Here is a 25,398-nt window from a genome sequence, read left to right as displayed (position 1 = left end):
TTTAGCACAGCTGTATTAGGCATGAAATGGTGAGAAAAGGACATGACATCTACAAAATCATGACATCTGTCCGGATGATGTTGCTTCATTTTGTACAAAAAAATGATCACATTTGTCCATTGCCTCCCCTTGCCCTTTTGTTCTACGATAGATTAGCCACAAATGATAATGGTTATCATTGAATGTGTCATAAAATAGATTAGGAAGGAAGCTGGATATGCTGCGTCGTTTTTTTGCTTATTACAAGCCCTACAAGAAGCTGTTTATTTTAGATTTTTCATGTGCCATTTTGGCTGCATTGCTTGAGCTTGCTTTTCCACTTGCCGTTAACCGGGTTGTGGATGATCTTTTGCCGAGCGGCAACTGGAAATGGATTTTGTATGCTTGTATCGGACTATTAGTCATTTATGTGTTCAGCTCTGCACTGCATTATGTCGTTACCTATTGGGGACATAAGCTCGGAATCAACATCGAGTCCGATATGCGCAAGCAGCTGTTTGATCGTGTACAGAAGCTGAGCTTCCGTTTCTTCGACAATAACAAGACAGGACATCTGGTATCCCGGATGACAAATGACTTGATGGATATTGGAGAGATCGCCCATCATGGGCCGGAGGATTTGTTTATTGCTTTAATGACGCTGACTGGTGCGTTCGGTATTATGCTGAGCATTAACTATCAGCTTGCGTTAATGACCTTTATTATTATTCCGCTGATGATTTATTTGTCGCTGTATTTCAGCCGTAAAATGTCAGCAGCCTTTAATCGGATGTTTTCTGATATCGCTGACTACAATGCACGCGTTGAAAATAACGTGAGCGGCATTCGTGTCGTTCAAGCGTTTGCGAACGAAAAGCATGAAATGGCACGTTTTGCTGAAAATAACGGTCGTTTCCGTTTGACGAAGCTCATTGCATATCGCGTAATGGCATGGAACTCGTCAATCAGCTTTATTCTAATGAAGCTCATTTCTTTGTTTGTACTCGTATGCGGAACTTGGTTCGTTATTCAAGGCGATATGAGCTATGGTGAGTTTATCGCATTTGTTATGCTCTCGAACGTATTTTTAGGTCCGATTAAACAGATTAATTCTGTCATTGAGACGTATCCAAAAGGAATAGCAGGATTCAAACGTTATTTGGAACTACTTGAAACGGAACCTGATATTGCCGATGCGCCGAATGCACAAGTGGTAAGCCATCTCAAGGGTGATATTCGGTTTAACAAAGTGACGTTTGGTTATGAGAATAAAGACAAGGTGCTGCAAGGTCTCAGCCTATCGATCCGCGCAGGAGAGACGGTAGCTCTAGTAGGTCCATCGGGAGCGGGGAAAACAACGTTATGCAGCTTGCTTCCGCGTTTCTACGATGTCGAAGAAGGCTCGATTACGATCGACAACATTGATTTGCGGGATATGACGCTTGAATCACTGCGCTCCAACATTGGGATTGTGCAGCAGGATGTGTTCCTCTTTGATGGATCGATTCGAGAAAATATTGCTTACGGCAAACTCGGAGCGTCGGAGGTAGAAATTATGCAAGCCGCTCGTCAGGCGCAGCTGGAGGAGCTCATCTTGTCGCAGCCTGAGGGATTGAATACAATGATCGGCGAGAGAGGGGTTAAGCTGTCGGGAGGACAGAAGCAGAGGCTCTCCATTGCACGAATGTTTCTGAAGAACCCGCCGATCCTTATTTTGGATGAGGCGACATCCGCGCTGGATACCGAGACGGAAGCGGCGATTCAGCTAGCGCTTGCTGAGCTGTCCCGCGGCAGAACGACGCTTGTTATCGCTCATCGTCTTGCCACGATCAAAAATGCTGACCGCATCGTAGTTGTAGCTGAGCAAGGGATTGCCGAGCAAGGCAATCATGATGAATTGCTCGACGCGCGTGGTGCTTACAGCAGGCTTCACCAGGCTCAATTCGGCGCATAAGGGGGAATTATGAGGTTTGGTTCAGCAGCTCGGGGAGAAGCAATAGCAGCTTATCCCTTGCTGAAGCATCCTCCTGATTCCAGTCGCGTTCGTCGAGCACGTAACTGAAGCCATTTTTGACAGCAGGAAGGTTTCTCCAGATTGGGCTGTTCACTAATTTCTCCATGGCTGCTTTGGACTCCTCATTTTCGGGCAGCATCATGAATACGCGGTCGCCTGCATATTGTTGGATCGTTTTTTCTGTGATTTCCTTATAGGGTCTGCCAGATTTCAGAATGTCTTGAACTTTCCCTGTAGGCCGGAAACCGTCTGGATGGTACAGTATAGAGGATAAACCGATATTGCCCATGACAAATAAACGTTCTCCCCGATGATAGATAAAGACAGAAGCTGTTTCGTTAGGCCGAATGCGCGCCTGAAGCTGCTGCCACATCAATAACGTACTGCTATTATAATGAAGAAGCCATTGCTGGGCTTCTTTTTTTTTGCCCAGCCACTCTCCAAGCATGAGCAGTCTCTCATCAAGTGACCCGCGTGAATTATAGGTAAGCGTAGGGGCAAGCTCTGACATTTGTGCGTACAAGCTTTCATCAGAATGGTCGAATATTATTAAGTCAGGCGCTAGTGCAGAAGCCTGTTCCGAATGAAAAGGCTCGCCTTTGCTGATCATATGGCTTCCTACTAGCTGAATGCCAAGCGTATTCATATCTCCAATACTTTCACCACAATAAAAGATGCGATTGGGCTGAGCGGGAATGCTAACCTCGTGACCGTCCCAATCCTTAACGAGTATATTTTGGCGCATCGATAGGGCATATTGCCTTGGAGAAAAGCCGGTTATAAGACGGAAGCGGCGGCTGAAATAATACTCATCGGTAAAGCCGACACGATCTGCGATATCGCGCAAAGTATTGTCGGTATGGATCAGCCAATCCTTGGACCGACTGATACGAAGCTCATTCAAATAATCAAGTGGTTTCTTGCCAGTCAGCTCCTTGAATATTGAAGTGAACTGCCAAGCAGGTACGTTGGCCATATCGACGAGCTGCTTGACCGTTATTCGGTTCTGAAAATGATTTTGCATATATTGAATGGTTTGTTCAACCGTTTGCGTGGAGCTGCTCATCGAGTCGAATTGCAGGTTATGTTCAAGAACAAATCCGATAAGCTTCTGAAAATGCGTTTGCTGACGATGCGCTTCAATGTTATCGCAGTCCGTAGTTCCGGTATAAAGCTGGCTCAGCAAATCCATCCATTGTGCGAGCGGATAAACGCGCAGCTCTTGACGGTTCGGAAATAGCTGCTCCGTATAAAGCACAGGACCTTGGCTTAGCAAATGAAGGATGTGGAAAGAGATGAGGTAATATTCCAATTTGCCGTCGCCTATATTTTCAAATTGATATGCGGTGTTCGGGGATAGAAGGAAAGAACTGTATGACGAGAAAAGGGAACTTTCATTACCCATAAACAGTCTGCCTCTGCCGCTCTTGGATATAAGCATCGTATAGCAGGAAGTCACTTTCTCCGCTAATACTTCGCCCTCTGTATGGCTGTACAGCTTCATATCTACAAAATGGAAGCTTAAGGAGCGCAGAGGTAAAGTCTGATGCGTTAAGTTAGACATGGCTGTAGCCTCATTTCAGTATTGAGAATCGTTATCAATTAATTTCATTATAAACAAATAGAAGAAGCTTATCAACCGTAGTTGAAGAGCTTCTTCTATTTCAACAGACGTTAAGCAGCATTTATTTTTTAATAAGTGCTTTTGGCAGCTCTTCTAACAACCATTCTCTAGAAAGTGCGTCGCTGGAAGCTTTGAGCAAATCAAAATTGTACACTTGTCCATTTTTCACGGCAGGGAGCTTGAGCCATAAATCGCTTTTCATAAGCTCGTTCGTTGATTGCTGCGCCTCAGGAGCGACTGGATTCAGAATGAAGATGCGGTCAGCCGCATACTCTGGCAGCAGCTCAGAAGATATTTCTGCAAAACCTTGTTCTTTATCAATAAGATCCTGGATGATTGGTGTTGGCTTTAAACCGCCTTTCTCGTATAAGAATTGCGGTAGCCCAGTACCAGCCATAATAAAGAGGCGGTTGCCAGGATACATTGTAAATACGGCTGCTGTTTCACTTTCTTTAATACCGCTATCGTGAATTTGTTTCCACATATCTGCTGTTTTGACCGCGTGCTCTGCAAGCCAATCCTCAGCTTCTTGCTTCTTATTTAACAAATCCCCTAGCGTACGCATTCTGTCCTCCAGCGTGGCGAAGGAGTTGAATGTTACCGTTGGAGCAACCTTTGAAATAACCTCATACTGCTGTTCGTCCGAATTCGAGAAAATAATAAGATCAGGCTGCAGTGTTAATGATTTCTCGACGCTTAGCGGAAAACCTACGTCCTCGACACCAGTGAGCTGCTGCTCAAATACCGTCCCTTTAATCATATCCTGTATGACGCCGATCGGCTTAACGCCTAGCGCAAGTAAATCACCTGTAGTTTCACCATGAAAGATAACACGCTGCGGAGTAACAGGCACTTCTACCTCATGCTTCGACCAATCGGTGAAGGAGCGGGTGGTATCGGCTGCTTGTTCCGTTGCTGCAGGTGCTTTTGTTGCTTCAGCAGCGGGACTCGCTGTATTGCCCGAATTTGCTGAATTGCTGCCACAGGCTAGCAATAGGGTTCCCATTAGTGCGAATGTAGCCAAAAGTGCGGCTGATTTTGTTCCTTGATACATGTTAATTCTCCCCCAATAGATATTATAAGATAATGATAATCATTATCGATATACATTATCGTAATAGATACACGAGCTGTACTCAATGGACAAAGCAAAGAAGTGTTTTTTAGTTTGTCCAAACATGAAGAAAAGTTAAAAGCCGAACACCACTGTAGGTATTCGGCTTTCATTAGATAGAGCTCATTTTTTATAAAATTTTGGACAATTTCCGATATTCTCGCGGAGATATTCCTTCATGACGGCGGAATATCCGGCTGAAGTAGTGGATATCGGAATAGCCGACGATGCTGCCGACGTTTTCGATTGAAAGCTCGGATTCCCGAAGTAGCCTTCTAGCTTCTCGGTGACGTATCGATTGAACATATTCGCTAGGAGGCATGCCGGCGATTTGCTTAAACAGCTTCGCGGTATGGTCGATGCTCAAATTCAGCTTTGCGGCGATCGTTGTGTTTGTCCAATTGGCAGCAGGTGATGCCTCTATTTCCTCCATTAACTCGGCAATCCTGCCGCCGTGAAGTGAGGATTGTCCAGCGGATCGAGATGAGGGCAAACGCAGCAAATGGGCCAATATATGTAGCATTAGACCTTTGCAAACCAGCTCATACCCAATAGGACGCATAGTGAATTCATGAACAAGCTGCTCCATTAATTGTACGCATACGAGAGGCGGCGTGTAGACTGGATGGTCGGATAAGGGAGCCAACCCTTCCACATAAGGCTCATAAATGAATTTATGCGGCAAAACAGCAGCTTCGTTCACAACCATGTCAGCCTCTGTCTGAATATCGAGCTCGTCAAAAAAATCAAAATGAATGCCGAGAAATCGAGCGTTTGGGCTGGAAACGACTTCATTTTGGTGATAGACGCCAGAGGGCAAAAAGATAAGCTGACCAGCTTCAATTTTATAGCGCTGCCCATGCATGGTCGTCGCTGCTTCGCCATGGTACACGTACAGGAGCTCGTAATCATACAATCTACGTCTTGGCAGAGCACCCGTTGGCAAGCGCTGGAACTGCGCATAATGGACGCTGGGCGACCACTCACGAAATGGAGTTGAACGAATGCGTGGAAAGGGAGATTCAGACTTTTCCAAGCGGTAGGCTCCTTTCATTAAGAAAATAAAAAAGAGAACGGAATTGTCCAAAAAATCGCTATTCTAGCTAAATAAATTTCAAGAATAATCGTTTATTATAAACGTATTATCACATGTTGTTGCAGCAAATTCAATATAACGTAATTATCTAAAAAGGAGTTTGAACAAATGGAGGTTCCTGCGTTTCAAGAGAGTAAAACCTATCTTTGCAGGCAAGTGCCGATCAGCATCGAAGACGCCGGTTTTGGCGCTATCCATTGGGATAGCTTCGATGCGATTGAACTGGTTGATACGGTCACTGCCATGCAGCCTAAGGAGCGTACGGAAGTAAGAGCATGCTGGAGCCAGAACTATTTGCATATTCGCTATTTATGCAAGGATTCACATGTTGTATCTGATTTTACCATACGCGATGAGCCGCTTTATGAGCAGGATGTCGTTGAGCTGTTTATCGATGAGGATGGAACTGGGCATCGTTATCTAGAGCTAGAAGTTAGTCCGAACAATGTTGTTTTTGATGCTCTGATTGCGAATGATGGTGAAGCTGAGATCACTTCGACGGACTTAGCATGGAGGTTTGAGGGTATCCAGACGACTGTTGAAACGAGTGGCGATGCTGAACGGATTTATTTTGTGCATATTCCGGTGGAGAATTTCAAGAAGCCTCTCGAGCAAGGATTAAGCTGGAGAGTGAATTTTTACCGGATTGATGAGGATAAACACGGCAACCGTGAATTCCAGGCTTGGCAGGCTACCAAAGCGATAAACTTTCATCTTCCCCGTAAATTTGGCAGGCTGTTATTTATTTAAAACATAAATATAGGAGGGCTTAACATGAAAAAAGGGATTAATATTTGGTCTTTCAAAGGTGATTCAACCATTGCAGAAAACATTCGTACAGCAAAAAAAGCAGGTTTTGACGGAATCGAGCTGTCATTGAACGAGACGGGTGAGCTTAGCCTAGCAGCATCCGACAAAGAGATTCAAGAAATCAAAAACGAACTGCAGCAAAATGAACTGGAAATTGCAGGTTTAGCAACAGGCTTGTACTGGTCCTATCCAATGACGAGTGAAAACGTGGCTACACGCGAGAAAGCAATCGATGTGTGCAAGAAACAGCTGGAGCTTGCTGCGGCTCTCGGCGTGGATACCATTTTGGTCATTCCAGGCGCTGTAGGCGTTGACTTTATACCAGGCAGTGAAGTTGCTGACTACGAATATGCATATGACCGGGCGCTGGAAGCGATCGGGAAGCTTGTTCCGTTTGCTGAGAGCGCGGGGGTCTCGATTGGCATTGAGAATGTTTGGAACAAGTTCTTATTATCGCCGCTTGAGATGCGTTCCTTCATTGATGCGCATAACTCGAGTTTTGTAGGCTCGTATTTCGACGTTGGCAATGCGCTGCATAATGGTTATCCTGAGCAATGGATTCGTATTTTGGGTCATCGCATCAAGAAAGTGCACTTCAAGGATTACCGCCGTCAAGCAGGCGGATTGCATGGCTTTGTTGATCTATTAGCAGGTGATGTTGATTACCCAGCTGTCATGCAGGCGCTTCATGCGATTGGTTATGACAATTATGTAACTGGAGAAATGATTCCGCCATACAATCATCATTCCGAACAAATCATTTTCAACACTTCAAAAGCGATGGATGCCATATTAGGACGTTAGAATTCATCTACTCAAAAACTATTAGGAGGTTTTTAATATGTTAAAGGTTGGTTTAATCGGTTTTGGATTTATGGGTCGGATGCACTTTGACAATTATGTCCGTCTTGCTAAGGAAGGAGCTCCTGTGCAGCTCGTAGCGATTTGCGATTTGCTGATCGAGGAGTTGAAGGAAGGAAAAGCGTCAGGCAACATCGCGACAGAGCAGGACGTCTATGATCTTGCRCCTTACCGTTTGTACGATAATATTGCTGCAATGCTAGAGAATGAGGAACTAGATATCGTCGATATTACGCTGCCTACTAATCTGCATGCTGATTTAACCTGCTCGATGCTTGAGAGAGGGTTGCATGTATTATGCGAGAAACCTGTGGCAGGAAGCTCAGAGGATGGCTGGCGCATGGCACATGCAGCAGAGCGCACAGGAAAAACGTTGATGATCGGCCAATGCCTGCGCTTCTGGCCAGCTTATGAATACTTGAAGGCTTGCGTAGAGGATGGTCGTTATGGAGCTGTTACGGGCGGTTATTTCTTCAGAGGTTCTGCCGCGCCAAAGGGTTGGTTTCTGGATGGCAGCAAAAGTGGAGGCTGTTTACTGGACATGCACATTCATGATGCAGACATGGTTCACTGGTTATTCGGCAAGCCTGAGAAGGTATCAACGATTGCACGCAATGTCATTCCAGGCAGCGGCTATGATGTCGTGTCTACTCATTATATTTATCCAGATGGCAAGGTGCTGAATGCTCAGGCAGATTGGACGCTGGAAGGCGACTTTGGCTTCGCCATGACGTATCGCGTTAATTTTGAAGGCGGAAATCTCATTTTTGAAAATGGGCAAGTGAAAGTTAATCCAAATGATGCGCCGGGCTTTATCGCTGAATTGTCTGAGGATATGGGTTATTATCGTGAAATCAAATATTTTATTGAATCCATTCATGCGGGGCAGCCAGTTTCGATCTGCGCACCTGAGAGCGCGGTAGGCACGCTTGAAATTATTGAAGCAGAGCTGCGCTCTGCAAATGAAGGCGGGACGCTAGTATCCTTGTAAAAGGCCTAGCATTCACTTAGCAACCGGATAGGCTCGTTAAAATGAACAGACAAAAGCAAGACAGCCGCCGCCTCGTTTAGAGGAGGAATGGCAGTCTTGCTTGTTTGTTAAGAAGGAATTTATTGGGCAAGCCTTTCATCGCTGCGTTCCACGGGAGGGAGCGGAGTACGCTTGACTTTGACTTCCTGAAACATAATTTTGTTAGATAGAATGTATTCCGGCGTTTTACGGTGGGAATGAGATTCACGAAACGCCTCGCTTTTTGTCCATTTGTTAAAATCATCTCTCGATTGCCACCTTGTAACGATGGAAACCTCGTCATAGTCCTTTAGGTTTTGCGTGAGAAGCACCTCAAGCCCAAGAAACCCTTCCATTTCCTCGACTTTGCCTACCCGATCAAAACGTTCAACAAGCTTTTCTCCTTCGCCCTTCGTAATTTGCGATACATTCGTCACAATGATCATCGTTTCTTCCTCCTCATCGGTTTTGGGTATAGGAATGATTATGGGATAACGTTCAGCAAAGCTAATTCTCGCATCCAAATCAAATACGGAGCGCATGAAACGAGGCGTAATGATGGTTCGTGGTTCTCCAGCGTCAGCAAGCTCCCCTTCTTTCATGGCAATCATATAATGGCAATAAGAGGCTGCCTGCTGCAGATCGTGCAGAACCATAACGATCGTCGTTCCATATTCCCGATTTATTTTGGCGAGTGTCTCCAGCACCTCGAGCTGATGACACATGTCCAGATAGGTAGTTGGCTCATCTAATAAAAGAATTTCGGTCTGCTGCGCTAAAGCCATGGCGATTCGCGCCTTCTGCTGCTCGCCTCCGGAGAGGGTGTGAAACATTCGGTCTTCGTGCCGCCGAATGCGCATTGCCCGCAATGCCCAATCAATGATACGTTCATCCTCCGTAGTTAGCCGCTGACGGAAGCTTTTTTGGTAGGGAGCACGCCCATAAGCGACCAGCTCGCGAACGGTCAGCGAAGGAAGCATATCTTTGGCTTGCGTCAGCATGGAAAGACTTTTGGCATATTCGGATCTTTTATAATCGCTCGTACTCTTCTCATTAATGAGAATGCTGCCGCTATCTGGAGTCAATAGACCCGAGATTAATCTAAGCATCGTTGATTTGCCTGAGCCGTTTGGCCCGATTATCGCAGTTATTTTACCTTTAGGGATTTCTATATTAACATCGGACAGCTTGAACATGCCTGCTTCAAGCATTAACGAATGGGTTTGAATCGCCTTCATCGCCAGTTACTCCTCCTCAGCAAATACAAAAAGAACGGTGCGCCGATGCAAGCTAATAAGATGCCAACCGGCAGCTCAACAGGGTCGAATAAGGAACGAGCCGCGGCATCGGCAATGACGACCAGAGCAGCACCGGTTATTATGGATACTGGCAGCAAATAACGGTAATCGTCTCCAATTAGAAGGCGGACCATATGAGGCACAACCAGCCCAACGAAGCCGACAAGACCTGCGGCGCTTACTGCAATTCCTGCAAGCAGAGCAGATAAGAGAATAAGCAGAAGCCGCTGCAACTCCACTTTTTGTCCCAGCAAGCGAGCAGAATCGTCGCTGAGCAGCAGCAGATTGGCTGATTTGATCGCTGGTATCGTAAGAAGGAGGCCAACGAGCGCGTAAGGCAGCATAAAGCTGAAATGATGCCAGCTTCGTCCATTTAATCCGCCGGAAAGCCAAGGAAGCACAGCTTGAACCCGGTCGCTGTAAACGACCATCACACCATTCATAACGGCCCCCACGAGCGCGTTTACTGCAACACCGGCTAATACAATCTTAATAGGCGAAGCACCTTTATCCCATGAAAGAAAATAAATAATTAGACTTGCAGAGAGGGCGCCAACAAAAGCAGCAGCTGGCAATAAAAAGCTGAATTGCGGCAGCATCACCATCGTGATGACAGCAGCGAGACCGCCACCTGCCGAAACGCCAATAATGCCGGGATCGGCAAGTGGATTGCGCATGACACTTTGCAGAATTGCTCCGGATGCAGCAAGGCATGCGCCTGTCAATAAACCAATTAATACTCTAGGGAGCCTAAGATCAAGCAATATTACGGAGTGAGCCGATGAATCGCCTTTGATAAGAATGCTCCATATCTCGTGCAGTGGAATCGTGATTGATCCAGATATTAACCCGATAAGAACGCTTAAAAGCAGAAATATGGGTGAGATGATGAAGGCCAGCTTACGTCTTTTTGTACGTGTTTCTTTATTCATAATCCTTATTTAGCATCCTTTCAGTTAGGCACTTCTTTCAGCAAGCGATCCATAAGCTCAAGTGCTTCGATTACACGAGTTCCAGGGTTAGTACCGAACAGGTCCTGCGGCAGCACTTCAATACGCTGCTGCTTGACGGCGGATATGCTGCTCCATGCAGAATTAGTCTCCATTTCACGAATGAAGCTGTTCTTGATTTCCTCGGGATTGCCATGCGTCATGAAAAAAATGATGTCGGGGTCTGCTTCAACAACACGTTCTGCGTTTAGCTGCGCGTATTGCGGGAAGCTCTGCAGCCTCGGATAATCCGAAGCGATATTTACTCCGCCAGCGGTTTCGAGTATGTTGCCGCTCAAGGAATTAGGGAGTGCTGCCATGAATGTACCTGGTGCTCCATATACAAGCAGCGCTCGCGGCTTGTTGGCTTCATCGGTAGGTTTATAAACAGCAATCTTATCAACAATGTTGGCGATAATTGCTTGTGCCTGCTCTTCTTTGCGAAGAAGTTGGCCTATCAGCTCAATCTGGCGGTTAATGTCGTCGATGGAGTTGGCACCCGTCAACAGGAGCTGTACACCGATTCCTTGAAGAACGGGAATATCCTTCTCATTCATTGGATAATTGCCAAGCACGACATCAGGGCGAAGCAATGCTATTTTTTCCAAATCAACCTCGTGAGCATTTCCGATTTGTTCAGCTTTGAGGACTGCCCGATTAACGGGCTGAGCGGATGTTGTAGGCCGGCCGACTAGATTTCCTCCTAAAGCTGCCACAATATCAGCTTCGCCGCTGCCCAGTGCAACAATTTTGGCGGGAGGTTCCTTAAAGGCAATTTGGCGTCCTGCAAAGTCTTTTACTATCAGACTTCCATCGCTCATTTCTGAAGAGCTGCCTTTGCCGATACTGCATCCTGTAAAAACGAGTAACAGAAGCACAGCAAATAGGGGGAGACAAGTTCTCATAACAATTGCAGTACCTCCAAGCTAAATGCTATTGATAATCAGTCTCAATGATCTCTTCGAGAGTATAATGCTTAAAAACAGAGGACGTCAATACCTAAAAAGGAATTATATAGAAAATAACTAATTTTCTTTTTTTGTGTTGACAAAATGTGGGCATGCATGATAGTTTCATTCCTGAGAATGGCGTTTCCAGAAATGGGGATGCATTCTGCAGCAGATTGCTTTTTTTTTAATTGTACAATGATAATGATTATCATAATCAAAATAACTTTTTATTGATAATGATTATCATATTCATGATGTGAGAGAGAGCCATTCGGATAATCTGCTGCGAGCTTGGATGTCAGGAGTAAAGGAGGAGAAGAGAATTATTCGCAAGTTTGGAGTGCTGGCTTTCTTCATCATGATTACTTTACTCGTTGTTCCGTTTGCACCTGAAGCACATGCGGCTGAACTGGCTGATGGTACGTACTCGATAGACTATGTTGTCAAGAAAGCCGAAGATGAATCGGTATCGATGGCAAATGACTATTGGGAAAAACCAGCCAAGCTGATTGTGACCAAAGGAGCTTTGCAGGTACAACTGCAAATAAACCATAGCTCATGGGTAACGGAATATAAAGTTCCGAGTGACGGCGGGTACATAGATACGGCTATTGTATCTAGCAACGAAGCTGACAATACGAGAATTGTTAAGTTCGGAATTGCTGATCTTACAACGCCGTTAGAGTCCAAGATCCACGTAACGGTAGAGGATATTGATTACGATCACAGCTACACGATTCGTCTAGTTTTCGATTCTAGCAGTCTGAAGCAGATCAGCAAAGCGGAGGCCCCTGTCAAAGAAGAAAAGAAACCAGCAACAACCACGAAAGAACCAAAAAAAGAGACCGATGCAAAGACAGGTACAACAGCTCCTCAAACCACAAATAAGGTGACAGAAAAACCAAAGGTTGAGGTAGATAAGCCGAGCTCTGAAACGGTCGATTCTAAAAAAGAAGATTCTAAGAAAGAGATACAGGTCGAAGCTTCGCCTGCTCCAACCGTTAGTCCGATAGCGGCTGAAGCTGAAGGGCAATCATTGCCTAAGGAGACTTTAACCCCATCTACACAAGAGTCAAGCTCTTCAGAGGATACCCTAGCAGTGGACTCTGCGGAGACAGCTGTTCACGAAGAGCCGAAGGCCGATGTTCAGCTTATTGGGGCTGATATGGATACACCTGCACCAGGTGAAGCTGCGCAGCAGTTGTCAGATGCGGCTTCTTCTAAGCGCGTGTTGTCACCGCTTGTTATTTCCCTAATCATTATTGTTGTCGGAGTAGCCTTTATCTTATTGAGCAAAACCAAATTCGCTAAAAAATAAGGAGTGTTCTAAATGGTAAAATCGATGAAAAAAACAAGTTTCGTTATGTTAATGCTCGTAATGGCTTTAGCTCTAGTTGTTCCATCTGCTTTCGCAAGTACTGGTGTAAGCTATGTCGTTCGCAACGCGGGAGATACAGCCAATTCTTATGCTGATGCCTATAAAGTAGGCGATGCAGTTGTAGCAAGCAATGGCACAACGACAACGGTTACATTCTCTGGTTCAAGCTTCATTCAATACTTGCAAGTGCAAGACCCTGCTACTGGAACATACAGCTATGCAGCTGCTAATTATACAGGCGGCAACGTTGAATTTACATTTGAAGTGGCTGATTTCACACCGAACCAAGTTGCCAAAATCCACGTTGTCGTTCCGCCATCACCAGGATTTGAAGGCTACAATACGGTTCATACAATCCAATTCAATTGGAGCGTTTAAGCATCAGCGAGCTCTACGGTTAGAATAGCGCTTTAAAAATAACAGGAGAGCAATGCTGCGGCATGTTTCGCTCTCCTGTTCAAAATGCAAGGGTACATAAGCGATAGCAGTTAAATGACGAAGGAGTGTTTTTTGAAATGCAAATGAAATTTCGCCGATTGACGGCGCTGCTCATGGCGCTCGTATTGTTGCTGTCGGCCTTTCCTGTGAGTGCAGCGGCGGGAGTAACGCCAAATGGGGAGTATAGTGTTCCTTATCTTTATGTGAAGGATGGGAGCAATGAACGATCAATCATTAACGATTATCTAAATCCAAGCACAGGCAAATTGATTATTACTAATGGCAGTGCAAAGTTTCAGCATGAGGTTACGCAGTATACTTCCTTTCATCATTTTTCTGCTAAGTTACCAGGTAAAGACAAAGCAGTAATCAATGGGAACACAATCAACGGCATAGAAGTGTATCAAGTCGTTGCTGCTCAGCCAGCAGGGGACGGCTTAGATCCGGATCACGTCGTTGTTAGCTATGATATTGAGAACATGCAAGAGAAACAAGAAATTTTGATTCATATCGTCATTCCTTCAGTAAATTATGACAATTGGTATAATGTTCAGCTTCAGCTGGATATCTCAGGTCTACCCGTTGATGGAGGCGGCAATGGGGGCGGAGGCGAGACGGGTGCTGTAACATTAGAGCAGCTTGAAGCTTTATTTACAACCTCGAATGAGCTGCTGAATACAACGACGGAGGGAACTGGCGATGGCTTCTATTTGCTAGGCTCCAAGGCTACTTTTCAAAATACGATCACTCAGGCAAGAAGCATTGCCGATAGCGCTGGCGTTTCCAATCAAGAGCTGATCAAGGCTGCTTACCTTGTTCTGCAAGAGGGAAAAAAGAAGTACGAGGCTGCTCGGCTTGTCGTGAATAAAGCGAATTTAGTACGTGCGTTAGAAGAGATTTCAGCTTTTGCGACAACGGTAAAAAATATAGGGACAGCAAATGGAGCTTCAGTCGCTCATGGGGTATTAACGGATGGTGAGTATTCGGTTGGAGCGAGCGTAAGGCTTGGGCAATGGATTGTGGACGCTCAGACTGTTGCTGCTGATCCGCAAGCATCTCAAACAGCCGTCAATAATGCTTTAAATGTTTTGACTGCGAATGTGGAGGATTTGAAAAAGCAGCAGTACAAGAAGGAGATATTACCGCTGCTTGTGCTGGACCCTGAAACAGGAGAAATATCCAAACACAATAAAGATTTCAAAACAGAAGTAAGTATGTTTACTCAATCGGCAGCGCCTTATTTTCAAGCGTATGCTCACGTTGTTTTTGCAGAGCCGATGGAAATTGCACCTGAATTAACGTTATATGGACAAAGCGCAAACGGCGAGATTTCCTCTAGTACGCTGACAGGTTATAAAACGCTTATTCAAAAGGGCTATGAAGGACTGATACAGGCCTATCAGTTTGCCGCAAGACATCAAAAGGCAGACGATTCTATTTATCAAGGCTTATCAAAACTAGAGTACACAATTGGAACAGAGAAGAGAACAGTACTATTCAGCTATAATGCCAATCATCTTAATGCCTTAAACGCTTCGATCACTACAGCGCGTCAACTACATGATTCCGCTGTTGTTGGAACGGCTTCTGGGCAATATGAGGAGGCGGCAAAAGAATCATTGCTTTCTGCTATTCAATTAGCTGAACAAACAGGGAAGAAACTCAATTCTACACGTCCAGAAATTGCTAATGCGGCAAAGATTTTAGAGAAATCTGTTCAAGTTTTCAAAGGAAGCCAGATTCGCAATATTTCTTTCGCAGCCCTGCATGCAACAAATGCAGCGTTATCGAGCATGGACAGTTACTTCCTCAAGCCGGCTTCTGTTACGTCCAATAACGGTGAGACTTATGTATCTTTTTCAATAAAGGACAGCAGCGTCGTTACAGAGTTTAAAGTTGCTCAGAACAGCATACTCACAGATGTGACCGTTGTCAGTGAAAACAAGACAGAAAATACGAGGGTTATCAAATTTAAAGTGGATGATTTAACGGCAATTGTGCCAGGGCAAGTTCGAATCATTATGCCAAACGTAATTGACCCGCGTACAGGCAAAYCTTATGATGCGACTCATAACATTCGTCTGTTGTTTGACAATGGCGATCCTGCAGTATTGAAGGCAGCTATTGCGGCAGCGAAGGCGGCTCATGATGGAGCAGCCGCAGGTACAGGTGTTGGGCAATATCCGCAATCAGCGAAAGACGCACTGCTTAGTGCAATTACAGCAGCGAACGCTGTCGCAAACAGCATATTGTCTACAAAGCAGCAGCTCATTGATGCAGAAGGCACGCTGGATCAAGCGCTTCGTGCTTTCCAAGCGACAAAAATTGTCGTTGTTGATCCGGTCAAACCGACAGAACCGGGAGCACTTGCGGACGGCAAGTATTTGATTGATATTCAGTTTTTAAAACAAGGTACTACACAAACATCGGTGATGGATGAATATGTAGCACATCCTGCTCGTTTGCTCGTGCAAAATGGTGTGAAGCTTGTACAAGTGAATCTAAAGCAAAGCAAGGAAATTACCGGATTTACGATTGGCGGCTCTACGCCAACAACGATCGAATCCGATGCTTCCGCTAACACAAGACGAGTACAATTTACAGTAGCCGATCTACCGGCTAAGCTGGATGGCTGGGTGAAAATAGATTGGCCAGAAGTGAAGTACCATCATGAATACAGCATTCAAATTCAGCTTGGGGCAATAACGCCAGTAGCAAGCTGGGACTCTGATTCATTTGGCTCTGTGGTGCCAAGAGAGACGTCAGAAGAAATTGAGAAAAAGAAAAAGGAACAAGAGGAAAAAGATAAGCTGGCTGGCAAAGATGCAACGGCTGCATTTAAAGATTTAGCAAACAACTGGGCGAAAGATGCCATTAATCGCGCATTGAAGCTAAACATCGTTCAGGGTTATCCGGATGGAAGCTTTAAACCGAATGCAACGGTCAATCGTGCAGAGTGGACGGTTATTCTCGGCAGAGCTCTGAAGCTGGAAGGCAAGAACGCTTCAACAGCTTTTGCAGATATGAAAAACATTCCTACTTGGGCACAGTCCTTTATCGAGCAAGCGGTAGCAGCAGGCATTATTAATGGCTATGAGGATCAGACATTCCGTCCAACGCAAAATGTAAACCGTACGGAAATTGCAGTCATGATCGTAAGAGCACTTCATTTGCCGCTGGAAGCAGCGGATTCGCTTAATTTTGCGGATGTAGCGGAAATTCCTTCCTACGCTAAGGCTTACATTGCTACGGCAGTGAAGTACGGATTAATTAAGGGACTGGATCAAAATCAGTTTGGAGCAACGAAGTCCGCAACAAGAGCTGAGGCGATTACTCTCGTTTTGCGTGCTGTCGATTATTTGGAAACGAAAGCAGCAGAACAAGAAGAGGCTAAAACGGCATAAGCAGCAGAAAGAAAGGAAGGACAAAGTTTGAAGCGGGTGATTTAAACAGATGGCATAGGAGGACCCTGATTAGCGGGTGTCCTCTGTGCTGTTTTTTTAAGGAGGTAAGAATGAAATGCGCTATCGATTTATGAAGGGGTTATCTCTGCTGTTACTTGCTGCGATGATGGCAGGCTGCGGAACGATTGGAGCGGGAAGCGGCTCGACAGCAGCGCCAACTGCTGCGCCGTCTACAAACTCTTTGGCAAAAGTAGCGGCTTCGGGCTCTGTATCCGAGGAGTCTAGCCAACGCATCGTGTCAACAACCGTAGCGATTACACAAATTATGGATGCGCTTGAGCTTGATTTAGTTGGTATACCGAAAAGTGTGAAAACGCTACCGGAGCGTTACACCAATATTACTAAAGTCGGAAATCCAATGAGTCCTGATATGGAAATGGTTAAATCCCTGAAGCCGACGGAGGTGCTGTCTGTCTCGACGCTGCAATATGAGCTGGAGCCTGTATTTGAGAGTGCAGGGTTAAAGGCTGATTTTCTGAATTTAACGAGTATCTCTAGCATGCAAGCTGAAATTACAGCGCTCGGAGAACGGTATGGGCGGGAAACTCAGGCTGCTGCAATCGTAAATGAACAGCAGGAAATGCTGGCTGCCATCACTCGGAATACAGAAGGAAGAGAAAAACCGACTGTGCTGATCCTGCTTGGTGTGCCCGGCAGTTATTTGGTTGCGACGGAGCACTCTTACATTGGAGATCTTGTTCGTTTGCTTGGGGGATTAAATATCGTGCAGGGCGAGCAGGTTGAATTTTTGGCTTCCAATACGGAATATTTGCAGAAGGCGAATCCGGATGTCATTTTGCGAGCAGCGCATGGCATGCCGGCTGAGGTAGTGAAAATGTTCGATGAAGAATTCAAAAAAAATGATATCTGGAAGCATTTTGAAGCGGTAAAGACGAGGCGTGTATATGATCTGGAAGAAACTTTATTTGGCACGACGGGCAATTTGGCTGTTGTCAAAGCACTAACCGCGCTCGCTCCAATGCTTTATCAGGATTATAAATAAGGATGTTTTTTCATGCCAAAAACAATATTCAGCTTCATCGCAATTACGCTGCTCCTTTTGGCAACCATCGTATACTCCATGACAACTGGAAGCATCAGCGTAGGATTTGTTGAACTCATGAAAGGGTTGCTTGGCTCGCCAAGTGAACAGGTGGAGGTTGTTCGCGACCTGCGGCTACCGCGTATAATCGTTGCTTTACTGACAGGGGCTGCGCTAGCCGTGTCTGGTGTACTGCTGCAAGCCGTAATGCGCAATCCGCTGGCGGACGCAGGTGTTATCGGCATTTCATCAGGAGCAGGCTTGGTTTCTTTGCTGCTCGTAACAATATTCCCGACATTGTTTTTTTGGATGCCGCTGTTTTCATTTGTTGGAGGAGCAATAGCTTGTCTATTGGTCTATTCGCTTTCGTGGCGCTCTGGACTCAGTCCGCTTCGGCTTATTCTGGTCGGTGTTGCAGTTAATGCTACATTTACAGGTTTGGGGCAGTCTTTTAATTATCGCGGCAGCTATGCGGTAACTAGCGTGAATCAAGCGATTTCCTCTATTTTTACAATGAAAACCTGGGATGATGTACATATATTGGCGCTGTATGGCGGTGTAGGCTTGTTACTCTCGATGCTGCTTGGCTCATGGTGCAATACGCTTGTTTTGCAGGATCGAACCGCTCAAAATCTTGGTATGTCTGTTATGAAAGTAAGGCTGCTCGTTTCGGTTGTTGCCGTGCTTTTGGCTTCTGTTGCAACAGCTATTGGCGGGTTAATCGTGTTTGTCGGCTTGCTCGTCCCACATATCGCGAGGCTGCTCATTGGCTCAGACCATAAAGTGCTGCTGCCTTTCTCTGCGATTGGCGGAGCATGGCTCATTTTGACTGCGGATACGCTTGGCCGTACTCTTTTAGCCCCGACAGAAATTCCAGCTTCGATTGTCATGACAGTTATCGGCGGTCCTTTTCTCATCTTTTTGCTGCGAAGGAGCGAACGCGTCCATGGACATTAATGAAATAAGATTTTCATATGACAAAAAAACTTTCCATTTGAACGGAATAACCAGCCGTATCGCGGAAGGTCGGATTACGACGATCATTGGTCCAAATGGCTGCGGCAAGTCAACTCTGCTTGGTGTAATGGCGAAAAATCTTCGGCCAAGCGAAGGTGAGGTGCTGCTGAATGGGAAGAAGCTCGCACAATTTAAGCCGAAGGAGCTTGGCAAGAAGCTGGCCGTGGTGCATCAGCAGCAGGAAGCACCTGCAGATTTGACTGTAGAGAAATTGGTTCGCTTCGGTAGATTGCCGCATCGGGGGCGGTGGGGACAAGAGAGCGAATTAGATGATGAAGCCGTGGATTGGGCGCTTAGCTGCACGAATCTGCTGAACAAGCGAAAGCAAAGTCTAGCTCATTTATCTGGCGGCGAACGACAGAGAGCTTGGATCGCAATGGCGCTGGCACAGCAAACCTCGCTGTTATTTTTGGATGAGCCAACGACGTATTTGGATATCTATCATCAAATCGAAATATTAGAGTTAGTAAAGACGCTGAACCGCAAGCATGGAATTACGATAGTAATGGTCCTGCATGATATGAATCAGGCCATTCGATACAGCGACCATATTATTGTGATGAAATTAGGATGCATCGTAGGAGAAGGTGCGCCTGAGACAGTCGTGACAGCGGAAACGATTAAGCAAACGTATGGCGTTGATGTTGTGATAAGAAATGACGGAGATACCGGACTATATATGGTTCCATTAGGAATTTAAGCGTGTGTATAGTACTTCTTATTTTCATGAAAGAGAGCATTAAGTGCATATGTGTTCTTACAGAGCAAAAAGTAACAATAGTAGGTGTCTGTAAGAACCAATAGGTTCTTACAGAGCATGGGTGCAGCCGGGTTACTCACAAAAGAGTGCATTAAGCGCATATGTGTTCTTACAGAGCAAAAAGTAACATTCATAAGTGTCTGTAAGAACCAATAGGTTCTTACAGAGCCCAAGTGAAGGGTGGTTGCCCGCGAAAGAGAGCATTAAGCGCATATGTGTTCTTACAGAGCAAAAAGTAACATTCATAATGTCTGTAAGAACCAATAGGTTCTTACAGAGCCCAAGTGAAGGGTGGTTACTCGCTAAAGAGTGCATTAAGCGCATATATGTTCTTACAGAGCAAAAAGTAACATTCATAAGTGTCTGTAAGAACCAATAGGTTCTTACAGAGCTCGAGTGAAGGGTGGTTACTCACAAAAGAGTGCATTAAGCGCATATGTGTTCTTACAGAGCAAAAAGTAACATTCATAATGTCTGTAAGAACCAATAGGTTCTTACAGAGCTCGAGTGCAGCCGGGTTACTCACAAAAGAGAGCATTAAGCGCATATGTGTTCTTACAGAGCAAAAAGTAACATTCATAAGTGTCTGTAAGAACCAATAGGTTCTTACAGAGCTCGAGTGCAGCCGGGTTACTCACAAAAGAGTGCATTAAGCGCATATGTGTTCTTACAGAGCAAAAAGTAACATTCATAAGTGTCTGTAAGAATCAATAGGTTCTTACAGAGCTCGAGTGCAGCCGGGTTACTCACAAAAGAGTGCATTAAGCGCATATGTGTTCTTACAGATCAAAAAGTAACATTCGTATTACACCCCGTAAAGCTGACGATATACCGTAGGTGTCATCCCCTCATGGGCCATAAATCTTTTGTTGAAGTAGCTGACGCTAGGATAGCCGGCATCACTAGCAATTTGTCCGATATTAACATCCTTGCGCTCCAGAAGCCATTGCTTCGCCATTTGAAGCCGGCAGCGTGTAATAAAGTCCATCGGTGTCATCTCCATCACATTTCGGAACAATTTGCAAAAATAGTAGGGGCTAACTCCTGCTTTTTCAGCCCATTGCTCGAGTATGAACGGCTCAGCCGCTTCCTGCTGCATTAAAGGGAGCAGCTTTAAGATGCGGTTGCCGGACGTACTAGCTTTGCTGCCGGATATCGGCACAGCTTGCTCGATGAACACGGCGAGTATGGCATACATGAGAGCAGAAAGCTTGGTCGGATGCAGCATGCGAGACTTTTCTGCCTCGACGAGCAAATCCTCATGCACCTGTTCCCAAGCGGTTGGCTGACGGATTGTCCAGAGCTGGCTTTTGTGAAAACCTCGTTCGATCATATAGTCTTGAAGCCCACTCCCATAAAAATGAACCCATCTTATATCCCACGGATCATCCTTGCTGCTATAGTAATGCTGTCTCTGCAAAGGAAAATACAGAACAGCTTCACCAGCCTCAAGGGTGTGCACCTCGCCATCCCATTCCACATAACCTTTCCCAGAAACGACGTAATGAATATTAAAGTTATTGAGCGCTCCCGCCATACGAAGCGTGTAATGATCAGGCTCATTCCAGTAATTCCCGACAGATTCAGGTAAACAGAAAAAAGGATTATTTGGCAGCGTAAGCAGATGTATTTGTCTTTGTATGTTGCTCACCTCAATGACAATATTGTTTTAACTTATAACAAAATAATATCATTTTATTTTTTGGTTATCTACTTTAAACTAGAGGCAAGCACAATGAAATCGTTTGATACTAATTTGTACCTCACGATTTAGGTGCAGCGCTCTGAACTGATGGTGTAGCTAGTTTCAGCTTGTAATCGCAATATAATAATAAAATAATGGTTGAGGTGACGATGGAGTGACGACGAAGAAACTAAAATGGGGCATCATGGGCTGCGCTGGAATTGCGAAAGGCGCAGTAATACCTGGCCTTCATCTTTCGGAATTAAATGAGGTAGCGGCTATTGCTAGCCGTGACGTGGACAAGGCAAAGAAGACGGCAGAAGAGCTGAATATCCCGACTGCTTACGGCAGTTATGAAGAATTGCTTGCGGATGCTTCTATTGACGTTATATACATTCCACTCCCAAATCATTTGCATAGAGAGTGGACGATCCGGGCTGCTGAAGCAGGAAAACATATTTTGTGCGAGAAGCCGCTTGCTTTGACTGCACAAGAAGCAGCTGAAATGTCTGAAGCTGCTGCGAAAGCAGGCGTGTTATTGTCCGAAGCTTTTATGTATCGCTATCACCCTCGATACGACATGATCAAGAAAGTGATCGCAGATGGGGAAATTGGCGACATTCGCGGCATTCGCAGCGCGTTTACCTTCAACAATGCAGGACACAAAGAAAACGTGAGATACCGCAAGGAGTGGGGAGGCGGCTCGATTTACGATGTAGGCTGTTATCCAATTAATGCTGCTCGCTTGCTGCTTGGCAAAGAACCTGAAGCCGTTACCGTTCAGGCTTTGTTCTCACCAGAGCATGATCATGTCGATATGATGGCCTCTGGATTAATCGAGTTTGAAGGTGCGGTTTCACTGACGTTTGATTGCGGCATGTGGGCAGCATTCCGCAACCCGCTTGAGGTGCTAGGTACAGAGGGTATTATCGAAGTGCCTTCCGCATTTGTGACTGGCGCGCCGGGCAGCGGTAATTTCTTCGTCGATGCAAAAGGAGAGCGCCGTGAAGTTGAGGTGCCGCATGTAAACGCCTACACTTTGCAGGCCGATCATATGGCAAATGCCATTAACGGTGTATCAGAGCTTCAGTTCGGCAGCGCTGATGGGGTTAACAACATGAAAGTAATCGATGCTTGCCTGCTTTCTGCTCATGAGCATACACGAATTAAAATATAACGAACCCATAATTAAGGAGGCAAAACAACGATGGAATATATTCAAATTGAAGGTTCACCCAAGCAGGTATCTCGCTTAATGAAGGGGTCGGATTATTTCTATAACGATTCCTACGAGAAAGCAGCAACTAATCTGGACGCTTTTCTAGCAATTGGAGGCAATTCAATTGACACAGCCCATATTTATTGCGGCGGGGAAAGCGAGGAAGTGATTGGCCGCTACATGCAGGAACGCGGCAATCGGGAGCAATTGGTTATTTTGACAAAGGGCGCACATCATGATCATACGGGTTCGCGTGTGAGCAAAGAGGCTATTGCTCATGATTTGGAGATTAGCTTAAAGCGTCTTCAGACCGACTATATCGACCTTTATGCACTGCATAGGGATGATCCGGCAGTACCAGCAGCAGAGGTTATCGATATTCTTAATGAGCATGTCAAAGCAGGAACTGTTCGAGCGATTGGCGTATCAAACTGGACATGGCAGCGTATTAAGGAAGCGAATGAATACGCAGCTGCAAATGGACTTGTCGGTTTTTCATTCAGCAGTCCGAACCTTAGCCTTGCGAAAGCTAATGAACCGTTCTGGCATGGCTGCGTATCTGCTGATGAGGAAACGTGCGCATGGCATGAGGAAGAGCAATTCCCGCTGCTTTCGTGGTCATCGCAGGCAAGAGGATTTTTCACAGGTAGATTTACTCCCGAAGTGAGAGATAATGAGGATCTTGTACGTGTGTTCTATAGCGATGAGAATTGGGAGCGTCTGGCACGTGCAAAGCAGCTGGCAGCTGAGAAAAACGTTACTGCTATCCAGATCGCGCTAGCATACGTGCTAAACCAACCGTTTCCGACTTGTGCCTTGATTGGCGCACAATCAGCGGAAGAGCTTCATTCCTGTGATGCAGGGTCGCTCATTTCGCTCACCAAGGAAGAGATGGATTGGCTTGATTTAGCCGTACAAAAGGTATAATGATCACTTCCTAATTAAATGGATGGAACCTTAAGGACAAAGCTACTCGTTAGGAGCGGCTTTGTCCTTTTTGTATGTTCGTGGGCTTACGCCATAACTTTTGCGAAACAAAGCAGCAAAATGATTGTAATTGTTAAAGCCGACATCAAGCGCAGCTTCGGTTGCCGAACGGCCCATATGCTCCATGAGAAGAGCCGCTTGCTGAAGCCGCAGATGATTCAGATGCTCGACCACGCTCGTTCCAGTCTCCTGCTTGAATAGATGGGATAGCCGCGAGAGAGATAAACCAACCGACCGAGCCAACTCTTCAATGCGTATCGGCTGCTCCATATGCTGTGATAAATACTGCAGGGCAAGCTCGATGCGAGGATCCAGTCGTTTATCTAGCTGCTGCGCTGTGAGCAATATCACTTGGCGCAGTGCATTCTCGCATAACATTTGCCAGAAGCTTGCCCGCTCTCTCGAATCACTCAATATATGATCGAAGGTGAGTTGTACTCTACTTCTCATATTGCCGTCTGGAATCGTGATGACGATGCTTTCATCCTTTGGCAAATAGTCGATTTCAGGTAGTTTCTGAAAATGTGCCCAATAAAAGTGCCAGCTGCTTCCCGCAATCGTCCCATACTCGTGGGGAATGCCAGCGCGCAGCAGCCCGATTTGTCCTTTGCGGCAGTGCCTCTCTCCAGCGGGTGTGCGTAAATAGCCTTCACCCTCTAAGGTATAAAAGATAAGCCAATCGCTTATTCCGTTTGGCCTGCGATAACGATAGGAGTCGGATTCATCAAATAGACCACTTAGAAACACACCGCCATGTGCTTCTGTTTCAGCTTCTTTTCTATGATTTGGAAGCATGCCAAACTCCTCCTTCATTTTCAAAATAGCATAATACAAGTAGTTTTCAGCAGTAATCATTCTTCCTTAAAAATAGCGAAACCACTATGATTATGTCAAGAACAATGATTAATTCAGTGAAGGAGCGTTATGCGATGACAGAAGCATTGATTGCACTAACAGAAGAGCAGGTTAATCAATTTCGTACTGAGGGCTACATTGTGATAAAAGGTCTTTTCTCTCAGGAAGACATTCGCATGATAGAGGATACTTTCGAGGAAATGAGTCATAAAGCAGTGCCGGGTTATTTTGAGCCAGATCTGACAGGAGAGACAGATGATCCGTTAAAGCGTTATCCGCGGGTCATGCATCCGCATCGCTTTAATGAGACGTCCAAAAAATATTTGCTCCATAAGCCGGTCATGGACGTATTAGCCGATCTTTATGGAGAAGAAGCGCTAGCAGCCCAAAGCATGTTTTATTACAAGCCGCCGGGCTCACGCGGTCAAGCGCTGCATCAGGATAATTTTTATTTGCAGGTGGAGCCAGGCAATTGTATCGCAGCTTGGACGGCGATCGATGCTGCAAATGAGGAGAACGGCAGCTTGCTTGTCGTTCCGAAGACGAGCGAGCATGAAATTAGCTGTCCTGAAATTGCGGATTCAACGGAATCGTTCACTTCCCATTTCGTTAAGCCGCCTAAGGATCACAAGGCGATGCCGGTAATTATGGATAAAGGCGACGTGCTATTTTTCAACGGGAACTTGATTCATGGATCATATAGAAACAAAACAAAGGATCAATTCCGCAGAGCCTTCATCTGCCATTATGCGAATGCATCAGCAACTCATATTAGCGATCATTATCGCCCTTTGTTTAGACAGGATGGAA

General features: G+C 45.6%; 21 protein-coding genes. 13 read left to right on the top strand and 8 right to left on the bottom strand.

The window, feature by feature from the left end; genetic code table 11:
• Positions 1-217 precede the first annotated feature (217 nt).
• Positions 218-1,933, top strand: a complete 1,716-nt coding sequence (locus AC1DPK_RS16950; RefSeq protein ID WP_477511071.1) for an ABC transporter ATP-binding protein — start codon at positions 218-220, stop codon at positions 1,931-1,933.
• Positions 1,934-1,940: 7 nt separating this feature from the next.
• Here the strand turns inward: AC1DPK_RS16950 and AC1DPK_RS16945 are convergent, their stop codons facing one another.
• The 3 genes from AC1DPK_RS16945 to AC1DPK_RS16935 form a co-directional block, all read right to left on the bottom strand.
• Complete coding sequence (locus AC1DPK_RS16945) at positions 1,941-3,557, bottom strand: ABC transporter substrate-binding protein (RefSeq protein ID WP_477511070.1); 1,617 nt, start codon at positions 3,555-3,557, stop codon at positions 1,941-1,943.
• A 121-nt stretch (positions 3,558-3,678) separates the two neighbouring features.
• Entirely contained in the window at positions 3,679-4,671 is a 993-nt protein-coding gene (locus AC1DPK_RS16940; RefSeq protein WP_477511069.1) for an ABC transporter substrate-binding protein, read from the bottom strand.
• A 190-nt stretch (positions 4,672-4,861) separates the two neighbouring features.
• Positions 4,862-5,767, bottom strand: a complete 906-nt coding sequence (locus AC1DPK_RS16935) for an AraC family transcriptional regulator (RefSeq protein ID WP_477511068.1) — start codon at positions 5,765-5,767, stop codon at positions 4,862-4,864.
• Between the two features lie 168 nt (positions 5,768-5,935).
• On the opposite strand from AC1DPK_RS16935, the gene AC1DPK_RS16930 reads away from it, so the two are divergent.
• From AC1DPK_RS16930 to AC1DPK_RS16920, 3 genes are read left to right on the top strand one after another with little or no spacing between them, the layout of a single operon-like run.
• Positions 5,936-6,577 carry a carbohydrate-binding family 9-like protein gene (locus AC1DPK_RS16930; protein ID WP_076270892.1) on the top strand — a complete coding sequence of 214 codons (642 nt, stop codon included), beginning with the start codon at positions 5,936-5,938 and terminating at the stop codon, positions 6,575-6,577.
• A gap of 24 nt (positions 6,578-6,601) precedes the next feature.
• Entirely contained in the window at positions 6,602-7,441 is an 840-nt protein-coding gene (locus AC1DPK_RS16925) for a sugar phosphate isomerase/epimerase family protein (RefSeq protein ID WP_441881781.1), read from the top strand.
• A gap of 37 nt (positions 7,442-7,478) precedes the next feature.
• Positions 7,479-8,489: a Gfo/Idh/MocA family protein gene (locus AC1DPK_RS16920; RefSeq protein ID WP_339203770.1), complete on the top strand. Its 1,011-nt coding sequence runs from the start codon at positions 7,479-7,481 to the stop codon at positions 8,487-8,489.
• A gap of 119 nt (positions 8,490-8,608) precedes the next feature.
• Here AC1DPK_RS16920 and isdG read toward each other — a convergent pair whose 3' ends face one another.
• The 3 genes from isdG to AC1DPK_RS16905 are packed head-to-tail and all read right to left on the bottom strand — an operon-like array spanning position 8,609 to position 11,699.
• Positions 8,609-9,745, bottom strand: coding sequence for a heme oxygenase (gene isdG, locus AC1DPK_RS16915; RefSeq protein ID WP_477511067.1), 1,137 nt, complete (start codon positions 9,743-9,745; stop codon positions 8,609-8,611).
• Entirely contained in the window at positions 9,742-10,737 is a 996-nt protein-coding gene (locus AC1DPK_RS16910; RefSeq protein ID WP_477511066.1) for a FecCD family ABC transporter permease, read from the bottom strand. The genes isdG and AC1DPK_RS16910 overlap by 4 nt, the downstream gene beginning before the upstream one ends.
• Positions 10,738-10,757: 20 nt before the next feature.
• Complete coding sequence (locus AC1DPK_RS16905; protein WP_477511065.1) at positions 10,758-11,699, bottom strand: ABC transporter substrate-binding protein; 942 nt, start codon at positions 11,697-11,699, stop codon at positions 10,758-10,760.
• Between the two features lie 340 nt (positions 11,700-12,039).
• On the opposite strand from AC1DPK_RS16905, the gene isdC reads away from it, so the two are divergent.
• From isdC to AC1DPK_RS16875, 6 genes are all read left to right on the top strand, one after another.
• Positions 12,040-13,062, top strand: a complete 1,023-nt coding sequence (isdC, locus tag AC1DPK_RS16900) for a heme uptake protein IsdC (RefSeq protein ID WP_477511064.1) — start codon at positions 12,040-12,042, stop codon at positions 13,060-13,062.
• A 12-nt stretch (positions 13,063-13,074) separates the two neighbouring features.
• Positions 13,075-13,500, top strand: coding sequence for an NEAT domain-containing protein (locus tag AC1DPK_RS16895; RefSeq protein WP_076270885.1), 426 nt, complete (start codon positions 13,075-13,077; stop codon positions 13,498-13,500).
• 137 nt (positions 13,501-13,637) lie between these two features.
• Positions 13,638-16,964, top strand: a complete 3,327-nt coding sequence (locus AC1DPK_RS16890) for an NEAT domain-containing protein (RefSeq protein WP_477511063.1) — start codon at positions 13,638-13,640, stop codon at positions 16,962-16,964.
• Between the two features lie 115 nt (positions 16,965-17,079).
• A complete protein-coding gene (isdE, locus tag AC1DPK_RS16885; protein WP_477511062.1) occupies positions 17,080-18,027 on the top strand; it encodes a heme ABC transporter substrate-binding protein IsdE in 948 nt (315 codons plus the stop codon).
• Between the two features lie 12 nt (positions 18,028-18,039).
• Complete coding sequence (locus tag AC1DPK_RS16880; protein WP_477511061.1) at positions 18,040-19,023, top strand: FecCD family ABC transporter permease; 984 nt, start codon at positions 18,040-18,042, stop codon at positions 19,021-19,023.
• Positions 19,013-19,783, top strand: a complete 771-nt coding sequence (locus tag AC1DPK_RS16875) for an ABC transporter ATP-binding protein (protein WP_477511060.1) — start codon at positions 19,013-19,015, stop codon at positions 19,781-19,783. Before AC1DPK_RS16880 ends, AC1DPK_RS16875 begins: the two co-directional genes overlap by 11 nt.
• A gap of 865 nt (positions 19,784-20,648) precedes the next feature.
• Here AC1DPK_RS16875 and AC1DPK_RS16870 read toward each other — a convergent pair.
• Positions 20,649-21,485, bottom strand: coding sequence for a helix-turn-helix transcriptional regulator (locus AC1DPK_RS16870; RefSeq protein ID WP_076270881.1), 837 nt, complete (start codon positions 21,483-21,485; stop codon positions 20,649-20,651).
• Between the two features lie 247 nt (positions 21,486-21,732).
• Here AC1DPK_RS16870 and AC1DPK_RS16865 point away from each other — a divergent pair, with 247 nt between their 5' ends.
• Positions 21,733-22,704 carry a Gfo/Idh/MocA family protein gene (locus tag AC1DPK_RS16865; protein WP_179089919.1) on the top strand — a complete coding sequence of 324 codons (972 nt, stop codon included), beginning with the start codon at positions 21,733-21,735 and terminating at the stop codon, positions 22,702-22,704.
• Positions 22,705-22,734: 30 nt separating this feature from the next.
• Positions 22,735-23,673, top strand: a complete 939-nt coding sequence (locus AC1DPK_RS16860; RefSeq protein ID WP_441881754.1) for an aldo/keto reductase — start codon at positions 22,735-22,737, stop codon at positions 23,671-23,673.
• 42 nt (positions 23,674-23,715) lie between these two features.
• On the opposite strand, the gene AC1DPK_RS16855 is transcribed toward AC1DPK_RS16860, so the two are convergent.
• Positions 23,716-24,528 (bottom strand): helix-turn-helix domain-containing protein, encoded by an 813-nt coding sequence (locus AC1DPK_RS16855; protein WP_477511059.1) that lies wholly within the window; start codon positions 24,526-24,528, stop codon positions 23,716-23,718.
• Positions 24,529-24,662: 134 nt separating this feature from the next.
• Here AC1DPK_RS16855 and AC1DPK_RS16850 point away from each other — a divergent pair.
• On the top strand, positions 24,663-25,398 hold a 736-nt coding region (locus tag AC1DPK_RS16850; RefSeq protein WP_477511058.1), incomplete at its 3' end, for a phytanoyl-CoA dioxygenase family protein.

The sequence above is a fragment of the Paenibacillus sp. 01T424 genome (assembly GCF_056398745.1).
The sequence above is the reverse complement of the archived record's forward strand: the minus strand, read 5'-3'. Positions and strand labels throughout refer to the sequence as shown.